This is a genomic window from Arthrobacter crystallopoietes (genome assembly GCF_002849715.1).
Classification (GTDB): domain Bacteria; phylum Actinomycetota; class Actinomycetes; order Actinomycetales; family Micrococcaceae; genus Crystallibacter; species Crystallibacter crystallopoietes.
Genome location: NZ_CP018863.1, coordinates 850,374 through 860,850, shown reverse-complemented (window position 1 = coordinate 860,850; position 10,477 = coordinate 850,374). Strand labels below are relative to the sequence as shown.

General features: G+C 66.0%; 11 protein-coding genes. 2 read left to right on the top strand and 9 right to left on the bottom strand.

Translation table 11 applies throughout. The features are described from left to right. From AC20117_RS04190 to AC20117_RS04160, 7 genes are all read right to left on the bottom strand, one after another. Window positions 1–921: an ABC transporter permease gene (locus AC20117_RS04190; protein WP_083339732.1), complete on the bottom strand. Its 921-nt coding sequence runs from the start codon at window positions 919–921 to the stop codon at window positions 1–3. Continuing rightward, on the bottom strand, window positions 918–1,925 hold the full coding sequence (locus AC20117_RS04185; RefSeq protein WP_236777438.1) for an ABC transporter permease: 1,008 nt from the start codon (window positions 1,923–1,925) through the stop codon (window positions 918–920). The genes AC20117_RS04190 and AC20117_RS04185 overlap by 4 nt, the downstream gene beginning before the upstream one ends. After that, window positions 1,922–3,556 (bottom strand): ABC transporter substrate-binding protein, encoded by a 1,635-nt coding sequence (locus tag AC20117_RS04180; RefSeq protein ID WP_074700855.1) that lies wholly within the window; start codon window positions 3,554–3,556, stop codon window positions 1,922–1,924. Before AC20117_RS04180 ends, AC20117_RS04185 begins: the two co-directional genes overlap by 4 nt. A 279-nt stretch (window positions 3,557–3,835) precedes the next feature. Continuing rightward, entirely contained in the window at window positions 3,836–4,702 is an 867-nt protein-coding gene (locus AC20117_RS04175) for a hypothetical protein (protein WP_074700856.1), read from the bottom strand. A 76-nt stretch (window positions 4,703–4,778) separates the two neighbouring features. Next, entirely contained in the window at window positions 4,779–5,465 is a 687-nt protein-coding gene (locus tag AC20117_RS04170; RefSeq protein WP_083339733.1) for a nucleoside/nucleotide kinase family protein, read from the bottom strand. Continuing rightward, window positions 5,462–6,349 carry a bifunctional 2-polyprenyl-6-hydroxyphenol methylase/3-demethylubiquinol 3-O-methyltransferase UbiG gene (gene ubiG / locus AC20117_RS04165; protein WP_074700857.1) on the bottom strand — a complete coding sequence of 296 codons (888 nt, stop codon included), beginning with the start codon at window positions 6,347–6,349 and terminating at the stop codon, window positions 5,462–5,464. Before ubiG ends, AC20117_RS04170 begins: the two co-directional genes overlap by 4 nt. Before the next feature lie 156 nt (window positions 6,350–6,505). Then, window positions 6,506–6,955, bottom strand: coding sequence for an SRPBCC family protein (locus tag AC20117_RS04160; RefSeq protein ID WP_074700858.1), 450 nt, complete (start codon window positions 6,953–6,955; stop codon window positions 6,506–6,508). A gap of 139 nt (window positions 6,956–7,094) precedes the next feature. Between AC20117_RS04160 and AC20117_RS04155 the strand changes: the two genes are divergently transcribed. After that, complete coding sequence (locus tag AC20117_RS04155) at window positions 7,095–7,751, top strand: uracil-DNA glycosylase (RefSeq protein ID WP_074700859.1); 657 nt, start codon at window positions 7,095–7,097, stop codon at window positions 7,749–7,751. Window positions 7,752–7,793: 42 nt separating this feature from the next. Here AC20117_RS04155 and AC20117_RS04150 read toward each other — a convergent pair whose 3' ends face one another. Together AC20117_RS04150 and AC20117_RS04145 are read right to left on the bottom strand one after the other, a co-directional pair. Continuing rightward, window positions 7,794–8,546 (bottom strand): ArsR/SmtB family transcription factor, encoded by a 753-nt coding sequence (locus AC20117_RS04150; protein WP_074700860.1) that lies wholly within the window; start codon window positions 8,544–8,546, stop codon window positions 7,794–7,796. Between the two features lie 57 nt (window positions 8,547–8,603). Further along, on the bottom strand, window positions 8,604–9,425 hold the full coding sequence (locus tag AC20117_RS04145; RefSeq protein ID WP_074700861.1) for an ankyrin repeat domain-containing protein: 822 nt from the start codon (window positions 9,423–9,425) through the stop codon (window positions 8,604–8,606). Between the two features lie 102 nt (window positions 9,426–9,527). Between AC20117_RS04145 and AC20117_RS04140 the strand changes: the two genes are divergently transcribed. Then, entirely contained in the window at window positions 9,528–10,475 is a 948-nt protein-coding gene (locus AC20117_RS04140) for a D-2-hydroxyacid dehydrogenase family protein (protein WP_074700862.1), read from the top strand. Window positions 10,476–10,477: the final 2 nt, after the last annotated feature.

Sequence of the window (10,477 nt, the reverse complement as noted above, 5' to 3'; positions counted from 1 at the left end):
CTAAACCTCTGCTTCGAGCCGCTGCTGCAGGTGACGCCCCACCACGGTGGTGGTCAGCGCGGCGAGGGTGATGAAGATGCCGGGGAAGGCGGCGATCCACCAGGCGATCTGGATGTAGTTGCGGCCGTCCGCCAGCATCGCGCCCCACTCGGCCGCTGGCGGCTGCGCGCCCAGGCCGAGGAAGCTGAGCGAGGAAGCCCAGACGATCGCCTGGCCCACGCCGAGGGTGGCGAGCACAAACAGCGGCCGGATCACGTTGGGAACGATGGTGTGCCACAGGATGTGCCGGCGGGAGCGGCCGAGCGAGCGCGCGGTCTCCACGTAGGGCGCGGCGATGACCTGCAGCGTCTGCGTGCGGAGCATCCGGGCGTAACCCGGGGCCGTGCCCACGCCGACGGCGATCGCGGCGGTGACCACGCCGGTGCCCGAAACCGCGATGACGATCAGCGCGAGCAGCAGGCCGGGGAAGGCGAAGAGGATCTCCACAAAGCGGCAGATCGCCGAGTCCAGCCACTTGCCGGAGACGCCGGCGGTGATGCCGAGCAGCCCGCCGAGCACGAGCCCGATGGCAGTGGCGGCCAGCCCCAGCAGCAGCGACTGCCCGGTGCCGGCGATGACCCGCGAGAAGACGTCGCGCCCGTTCTGGTCGGTGCCGAAGAGATGCTCCGCGTTTGGGGCGGTGAAGGCGCCGGCCGGGTCGATGATGTAGGGATTCTTGACCGTCAACAGCGAAGGAACGACGGCGGCCAGCACCAGGAAAGCCAGGACCGCCGCAGCGATCCACACGCCGATCGGGGTACCGCGGAGGCCGCGCAGTGCTGCGGCGAGCGCGCCGGTGGTGCGGGTCCGGCCGCGGCCGCCGTCGGGCTGGCCGCCTCCGGGCAGCGGCGTCCGGGTGGTGGGTTCATGTGCCACGCTCATGCGCCGGCCCCCTTGTCATTGGTGCGGGGATCGATCACGCGGTACAGCACGTCGACCACCAGGTTCACGAGGATGTAGACCGCGGCGATGATGAACACCACGGCCAGGGTGATGGGCAGGTCCCGGTTGATGATGGCGTCCACCAGGGAGCGGCCCAGGCCGGGGCGGGCGAAGATGATCTCCGCGACCACGGCCGAGCTGACCAGCGAGCCGACCGCCCAGGCGGAGAGCGTCAGGCCGGGCAGGATGGCGTGCCGCAGGGCATGGCCCACGCGGACGGCCAGGTCGGACAGGCCTCGGGCCCGGGCGGAAAGCACAAACGGCTGCGCCAGCGCCTCCTCGAAGGAGGAGCGGGTGACCTGAGCGATGAAGCCGGCCAGCGGAATGCCCAGCGCCAGGGCCGGGAGCACCAGGGACTTGAAGCCGTCGTCGCCGGCCACCGGGAACCAGCCCAGGATGACGGCGAAGACCACCGCCAGCATGATGCCCACCCAGAACGGCGGCAGCGCGGCGAAGAAGACCTCGATGCCGCGGCCAACCCCGTCCAGCACTCGGCCGCGTCCCACGGTCAGCAGGGTGAACGCCAGCGCGATGGCCCAGGCGAAGACCAACGCCAGGCCGGCCATCTGGAAAGTGGGCAGGATCTGCGGGCCGAGGATGTCCAGCACCGGAACCTTGAACACGTACGAGGTGCCGAAGTCGCCGGTGGCCAGCCCGGCCAGGTAGTTGACATACTGGACGAGGACCGGCTGGTCCAGCCCGTACTGCGCCTCGACCGCGGCCACGGTTGCGGCGGAGGGGGCGGCGCTGTGTCCGCCCAGGATGGTGGTGACCGGATCGCCGGGCACCAGCCGCAGGACAAAGAACGTCAGCGTCACCGCGGCCCAGAGGACAAACAGGCTGCCGGCCGCGCGCTTGAGGATCACCTGCCCCGTGGAGCCGGCTGTCGCCGTCGTTCGTGGAATTTCCGTATGCGAAGTGCGGGCTTGCGTTGCCGTGCTCATGATGCGTTCACCGCCGTGACGTCGTAGATGTAGGGGAGGGACAGGCTCGGTTCCAGCGTCAGGTTGGCGAACCGGTCCTGGCGCAGGGCCAGCTGGCTGGTCTGGTTGTAGAGCGGAAGCTGGAGGGCGTTCTCGCTGACAATCTGCTGGGCCCGGTAGTACAGGTCGGCGCGGATTTCCGGATCATCGGTGGCCAGGGCCTCGTTGACGATCCGGTCGAACTCCTTGTTGCTGAAGCCGGAGCCGTTGGGGACGAAGCCGGCTGACTTCATGTACTCGGTGGAGAACACGATCCGCAGCACGTCCGCCGTGTTGGTGTTCCAGTAGCCGGCGCGCAGGTCGTATTCGAAGTTGTTGTACTTTTCCGACGACGACGCGAAGTCCTGGTTCTCGATCCGCACGTCGAAGCCACGCTGCTTGGCGCTGGCCTGGATCTGCGTGACCAGTGCCGCGTGCGCCGTGGGCCAGGCCGCCGGGGTGTAGGGCAGGACCACGGTCAGCCGTTTTCCGTCCTTGGTCCGGTAGCCCTGCTCGTCCCGCCCGGTCCAGCCAGCTTCGTCCAGCAGCCGGTCCGCTTCTGCCGGGTCCGGGAGGTAGGCATCCTCGAAGTCGGGCGAGTAGAAACCGGTGGTGCTGGCCAGCGGTCCGCCGGCCTTGGTCACCGTTCCGAAGTAGACACTGTTGATACCGGCCTCCACATACACGCTGTGCAGGAAGGCCTTGCGCACGTTGATGTCGTCGAACGGGGCGCGGGTGGTGTTGAGCATCAGGTTGGTCGGGTTGCCCGGCCGGTCCTGCAGTACCAGTTGCACCTTCTTGTCCGCCTCCGCCTCGGCGAAGTGCACCGAAGGCATCAGATCCAGTGCGTCCACCTGGCCTGCGCGCAGCAGCCCGTACCGGGTGGAATCCTCCGGCACGATCAGCCATTCCAGGTTCTTGATGTGCGCCGGACCCTCGTGCTGGGCGAACGGCGGTGCCGAGTTGTAATCCTCGTTGCGCACCAGCGAGACTTTGGACTGCGGAATGTAGTCCACAATCTTGTACGGGCCGGTGCCCACGGGCGAGATGCAGTTCTCCGCCTGCGGCCGCTTGAGCGCAGTGGGGGACTCGATGCCGAGGAACGGCTGGGCCAGCACTTCCAGGAAGGCCGCGTACGGCCGGTTCAGGGTGACCCGCGCCGTGGTCTCATTGATGACCTCGGTGCTCTCATAGGGCTTGAGGTAGCCGCCGGCGGTGCCGGATTGCGTGTCCGGATCCACCATGTGGTCCAGGTTCGCCTTGACCGCCTCCGCCGTGAACTTGGTGCCGTCGGTGAAGTAGACGTCGTCGCGGACCGTGAAGGTATATGTCAGCCCGTCCGCGGAGACCTCCCAGGATTCGGCGAGCCAGGGGCGGATCTTGCCGTCCTTGTCCTGCGAGACCAGCGAATCAAGGTAGTTGGCGGCGAGCGACGCCTGCGGCATGTCCCCGTTGACGTGGGGATCCAGACAGGAGATGTCCTTGCCGGTGGCGAAAACAAAGGTGTCGGCCTCATCGGGCTGGGCGCTCGCGGCGCCGCCGCAACCGGTAAGGGCCAGGACAACGACGGCGGCAAGGGCCGTGGGTGCCCAAGGGGCTTTGCGTAATGTCATGTTCTCGGGTTCTTCCGTCCGGCCCGTTAAACGGCTCGCCGGGGGAACCCGAACATTCGGGGACTGCACTCACCGGCTAGTGTTCAACGAAGCTTGCGTCGCCTCGTGGCAGTTACCGTCCTTAGCGGACGTACCGAGGAATCTACCGGCGCGTCCCAGGGCAGGAAATATTTCTGAACTGCAGTGACTTTGTGCGTCAGCAGCGTGACGTCACATGACGTTGCGTGACGGAACGGGCAGGGAACCGGCGGCCGGGAGCTGCCGGTTCACCGCCCTGTGTCAGCTCCGCCCGCTGGCCACCGCGTCCCACGCAAGCAATTCTCCCCGGTGCAGGGACTGCAGGCCGGGATTGTTCACTACGCCGTTTTGACCGCTGAGCACATAGGTCGTGAGGACAGAGAGCACCGGGCTTTCCGACCCCGCAAACAGGACAGGCGGCAGGCCCTGGTAGTGGAGCACCAGGCTGGAATTGTCCGGTTCTGCATACCAGGCGTTCACCGCACCATGGTCGAAGGAAGCCCACCGACCGTTGACGCAGCAAATAAAGCGGTGTGAGGTGACGATGACGGGAATGAACTGCTGCTCGCGCCAGCATTCCATCGATGCCGCGGCAGCAGCCTTGCGGCGTGATGAGTTGAGGAGTCCCTGGGCGGCAAGGCCTCCGAGGACGAAGGCCGGGCGGCCCCAGTAGAAACCGGAAACATGTGTGTACGACCCGTCCATGCCGTAGTACCGGGCGTAAGTGGCGTTGCACTGGTAGAAGGCGACCTCGCCTGCGAACAGCGGAACATTCCACAGATCGATATGAGGAGGAGCGGCCCCTGCGGCCAGACCACGCGCCAGCACCTGGGCCTTGTGGTAACCGAACGCGTAGCCGGCTTCAACATCGCGGCGGTGCCGTTCAGCCTTGGTGAAGTGCCCCTTGCTCCGGCGCCAGGCACGGAACCGGCGGTGCAGCGCGCGGATCAGAAAGCATCCGGCAACTATTGGACCCACTACTGCTAGAAGCAACGTCAAGAGTTCCAAGAGGACGGTGAGTAAATCGTCCCCTCCGGCGGTGACAATCCAGGTATGAAGCAGCAGTCCGCCGTAATAGCTGATCGGCACGAGCAGTAACGGAACGAGCCAATCCAGCTGATGTTTCATGACTTCGACCCTACCTACTAGCTAAGACGGTTTGGGAACGCCTGTGGATAAGTGACGGATCGAGCGCCGGCCAGGCCTATGGCAGCTTGAAAACCAGGTCTGCCCGTTCGCGGCTTGCACGGATCAGGCCGGCATTCGGCTCGTCCACCTCCCGTACCCAAGCTTCGGCCGCTGCCGGCGATTTGCCGAAGGCGATGTGCCGCTCAACCAGTTGCCGGATGCGCAGCCGGTCGTCCTGCTCGACGTACCAGACCTCCGTGCACTGGTTACGGACTTGCCGCCAGCCCGGTTCATCCAGCAGGAGGTAATTGCCTTCGGTGAGCACCGTGTGTGCTGCGGGAAAGACGGGAACGAAGCCTGCCAGCGGCTGCTCAAGGGTTCGCTGGAATCCGGGAGCGTAGACGGTGTTGTGCCGGTCGCGCCGGATCCGCCCGAGCAGTTCGGCATAGCCATACACATCGAAGGTCTCCGGTGCGCCCTTCCGGTGCAGCAGCCCTAGCCGTTCCAATTCAGCGTCGGCGAGATGGAAGCCGTCCATCGGGACATGCGCGAACCGCTGCTGCTCGGGATCGGGAGTGCCTGCATTGAGCAGCGCCAGCAGGTTTTCCACGAGCGTGCTTTTGCCCGCGCCCGGTTCGCCGACGACGCCGATAACGATCCGCCCTGGCACGGCAGCCACGTCATCTTCAGCAACATGCTCCGGGGTAGCCGTCACCCCAGCGGCGAGCCGCTCGATCCGATCGGCCAATTCCTGCAGCCTCATTCGCCGGCCTCGGACCCCACCTGGGGTCCCCGGTTCCGGCGCTTCACCGCGTACCCCATATAAGAGAGGGACGTCCGCCTCACCGTCCCGAAGTCCAGCCTGCGGCTGAGCTCGCCGTACGAGATGCGGCCCCGCCGGGCTTGGACGAAACCGCGCAGCATGGCCAGCGGGTTCGCCCGCGGGGCCAGACCGGACAGGCCGGCCGGCTGAAGTCCGTTACCTATTAATAGGGAGGCCAGTTCGTTCGGCTTGATGAACTTCTCCCAGACGTGGAGCTCCGTGTCGATGATCCGGGTGGGCGCCCACTCCTGCATGAGCTTGATGGCCAGGATTTTGCTCGTGGCGGTCCGGTTGATGGTGTCGAACAGGTACAGCCCTCCCGGTTTCATCACCCGGGCTGACTCCGCCAGGACCCGCGGCAGATCGGCGACATGCTCGAGCACATCGCAGCAGTAGACGACGTCGAACGTCCTGTCCTCCACCGGCAACTGTTCGCCGGCACCCACTTGGTAGCGGATCCGAAGCCCGCTTTTTTCTGCATGCGTCCGTGCGGCTTCGATAGCGACGGCGGACGGATCCATACCCATGACGTCGAACCCCAGGCGCGCAAACTCCTCACCCAGCAAACCCGCCCCGCAGCCCACATCGAGCGCTTTCAGCCCTGCGCCGATCGGTTGGGCAACGGCCGAATCACCGGCGTAGTTGGCCTTGGCCGTCCTACCGTCCTCATCGCCCAGCTCGCGTTGCAGGACTTCGCTGAAGTAGGCCATCCGTGCGGGAGTGAGGCTGCCGTGCAGCAGATTGAGCGGGTTGTCTTCATCCCACCAGGAACTACCCAGCCTGTTGTAGACGTCGTTATCGATCGGCCCGCTGTTCCCCGCCATAGCAGGAGCATAGCCGCCTCGCGGGAAGGACAGGCAGCAAAATGAAAGCAAAGGGAGGACGACGGCGGCAGGTGGGCTGCCGCCGTCGTCCATCCTCATTCTGGGCGCTGGCGGAGACTGGCGGGGACTGGGATGTGGTGCTTGTGCCGCTTGCGCTTAGGCGGATGCGGGACGTGCTTCGAGAATCGACTTGATCCGGACCAGGTCCTTACGGTTGGCCTTCCTCATCATCATCCCCATGAATGGGGCGGCCAGCCGGGAGAAGCCGGCCGGTTCGCCGTTGTTGCGCAGGGTCATCCGCGTGCTGGCGCCGTCCACCTCGGTCCAGGTGTAGGTGGTCTGCATCGGGAAGGGGCCCTGTGCTGTGCGCATCACCAGTTTTTCGAGCGGGCGGAACTCGATGATCTCGTATGTGTAGGAGAGGTGGCGGCCGAGGAAGGCGGCGTCGAAGGCAATGCGGGATCCGACCGCGAGCGGACGTGGCGTTTCCCAGCGGGCCGAGGCGATGTTCTGGTACCACTCCGGGGCATTGTCCGGATCAGCCGCGTATTCGGCAACCGTCTTGCGCGGGGCAGCAATGACTGTTTCGGTGGTGACGTCGACCATGCTTCAGACTCCCATATTGGAGCCGGGCAGGCCACCTGACCACTGCCGGACACTATGGTTGAGGAGTCGGAACAACCAACGACGGCGTGCTCGAGTGGGTCGCTGGGCGCGTGGCAACGGACGGGAGGACTTGAGGAATTTGGCCAGAGGCGCACAGGAAATCCAGGTCTTCATCGAAAAGCTTGCCCGGTTGCCTGTCGGGGCGAGCAGTTGCAACTTCTTCGACCACTCCAATCCGGAGAACGCCGTTCGACGGCGCAACCTGGAGTTGTACCTGCAGGACATGCTGGAACGCCGGCCGAAAGTCCTGCTGGTGGGGGAGGCGCCCGGCTACCGGGGCATGCGGCTGACCGGAGTTCCGTTCACCAACCGCGACATCCTGCAGAGCCGCGAAGGCTACTTCGGGCTGTTCGGGCCGGACCGGGGGTATGTCTTGCCGGCGGAGGCGGCCCCGGTTGCGGCCGAACCGACGGCGACGGTGATGTGGGACGTGCTCGCCGGCCTGGATTTTCTGCCGCTGCTTTGGAGCGCCTACCCGTTGCATTCGCACCAGCCCGGCCGGCCGCTGTCGAACCGCACGCCGTCGGCCGCCGAAGCATTGGCCGGGCGCCCGTTCTGGCAGGAGCTGGCGAAGCTGTTCGCGGTGAAGTCCGTGGTGGCGGTGGGAAACGTAGGCTTCCGCAGCGTCAGCGCCAGCGGCTTGTCCGTTCCCAAAGTGCGCCATCCGGCCCACGGCGGCAAGGTCAAGTTCCGGGACGGGCTTAAGGAACTTCTTGCCGCCGGGATGGATGGCTAACGGGCGGATCCAGGATTGAGGGGCCGTGGCCCCGCCGCCAGGTCAGGTGTACATGAGCGACCCCGGGGTGGTGAGCACTTCGCCGGTTTCCAGCCAGGTCTTCAGGCCGGAGAGGATCATCGGCCAACCGCCGTAGAGCTGGTCGTTGGCGCCCTCGCGCAGCTGATCGTGCGTGACGGTCAGCCGGCAGGAGTCCGCCACCTGCTCGATTTCCCAGGTGATCCGGGAGGTCCCTTCGGCTTCAACGTCCTCCCCCCAGAGTGCGCGCATGCTCTGCACGAGACGGCGCGGCGGGTCAATCTCCAGGATTTCGCCTTCGCTCAGCGGCCCGTCGGCCTTCGGGTTGGTCATCCGGTAGGTCGAGCCAACCTGCCAGTCGGTTTCGATCCGGTTGCCGAAGATGTACTTGCTTCTGGTCTCGCTGTCTGTGATCGCTTCCCATAGCCGGGCCGGGGTGGTGCGGATATAGATCTCAAAGATCTTTTCCATCGGAGTTTCCAATCGTGTCTTGAGCTCGCTGAGGCCAGCGGCCCACGGTTCTGCGTACTTGCCCACCCACCGGTCGTGGATGAGCCGGATCGGCACCGGATTCAGGAAATGGAGCTTTTCGCGGCCTCTGCGGCGCGCGACCACCAGGCCTGCTTCTTCGAGCTGTTTCAGGTGCTTCATGACACCAAAGCGCGTGATGTCGAACTGCGCTTCAAGGGCGCTGAGTGTCTGCCCGTCCTCGCGGAAGAGTTCGTCCAACAGGGCTCTGCGGGTTGGATCTGCGAGGGCTTTAAACACCGCGTCCACGTGTTAATAATAGGTGACCATTTGGTCACATGTCGAGCGTTTTCTCCGCCAGGGCAGTCAGCGCGCGCCGGCTTGCCGGAGCAGGGCAGCGACCTCCGTCTGGCCCAGTGCCTGCGCGTGCTGCAGCGCTGTCACCCCGTTGGCATCGGGAATGTTGAGGTCGGCTCCGGCGGCGATGACCTGCCGAACGGTGTCCTGGTAGGCCTCGCTGCCGGTGCCGAACACCACGGCTTCGAGCAGGCACGTCCAGCCGGGAGTGTTCACATGGTCGACGTCGACGCCGGCGTCAATGAGGATCCGGACCGTCGAGGTGTGCGCGTGTTCGCAGGCCGGGATAAGCGCCGTTCCGCCGAAGCGGTTGGTGCTGGAGAGGTCCGCGCCGTGCTCCAGCGTCAGCTGCAGGATCTCGTCGAAGCCCTCGGCGCCGGCGTACAGATAGGCAGAATCGTCGATGTTGTCCTTGGCGTTCACATCGGCGCCGGCCTCGATGAGCGCGCGGGCGGCGTCGATATTGTTCGCCTTGGTAGCGGTGACCAGCGGAGTGCGGCCCTCCGCGTTGCGGTGTTCCAGCTCCGCGCCACGGTCCAGCAGTTCGGCAATCTGCCCGGCGTCGTTATCGGCTGCGGCCTGCTGCAGCTGCTGGTTCAGGCGGTCCAGTTCCTGGCCTTCGGGCGCCGGGGGAACGGAGGACGTGGGCGCGCTGGCTGACGGTGATGCTTCCCCCGACGCGCGGGCCGGACTGCTGGCAGCAACGGACGACGACGGCGGGGCGCCGGACGTGCCATCCGTGTCCTCTCCGGCGGCGCAACCGGTGAGCAAAGCGACGCCCAGCATCGCGAGGGCCGCGGCAGCAGGAGCAGTCGTATTAAAGGCACACATGGTGGACTCCCAGCTGTCAGGACAGGCGGTGAAATGCCGGACCCGCCCAGTCTAATTTGCGCAGCCGCGCCTCGGGGAGAGCTAAGCGCTACGCTGGGCAGCGTGAAGATCGTGATTCTGGATGACTACCAAGATGTCGCTCTGGCCAGCGCCCCGTGGGAACAGCTCCCGCCGGAGGCGAGTGTCGAGCGGTTCACGGACCACCTCGACAATCAGGACGCGCTCGCCGAACGCTTGGGCGATGCCGACGTCGTTGTTGTCATGCGTGAGCGGACGCCCCTGACGGCGGAACTCCTGGAGCGGCTGCCGCGGCTGCGCCTGATCACCACCACCGGCATGGCCAACGCCTCGATCGATCTGGAAGCGGCCAAGCGGCTCGGCATTGCCGTCTGCGGCACCCGCCGGTCCACCAACGCTACGGCCGAACTGGCCTGGGCGCTGATCATGGCCGTGGCCCGGGACATCCCGCAGAACGATCGCGACATCCGCAGCGGCAAGTGGCAGGCCGGGCTCGGGATCGACCTGGCGGGGGCGACCCTGGGCGTGCTGGGGCTGGGCAAACTCGGCTCGCTGATGGCCCGCTATGCCGAGGTCTTCGGCATGAAGGTCATCGCGTGGAGCCCGCACCTGACCGAGGAACGCGCAGCCGAACACGGCGTCGAACTGGTGACCAAGTCGGAGCTGTTCCGCCGCGGCGACATCGTCAGCATCCACCTGCGGCTCTCGGATGCCGTGCGCGGGATTGTCGGCGCTGCCGAGCTGGAGCTGCTCGGCCCCGAGGGGCGGCTGGTGAACACCTCGCGCGGCCCGCTGGTGGACGAGGCGGCGCTGGTCCGCGCGCTCACCGAGGGGCGCATTGCCGCAGCCGCGCTCGACGTGTTCGACGTGGAACCGCTCCCGGCGGACAGCCCGCTTCGGTCCGCGCCCAACCTGATCCTGAGTCCGCACATCGGGTTCGTGACCCAGCGCGCGCACCGGCTCGGCTACACCCAGATGCTTGAGGACATCCTCGCCTTCACCAAGGGCGAGCCGATCAACCAGCTGAATTAAAC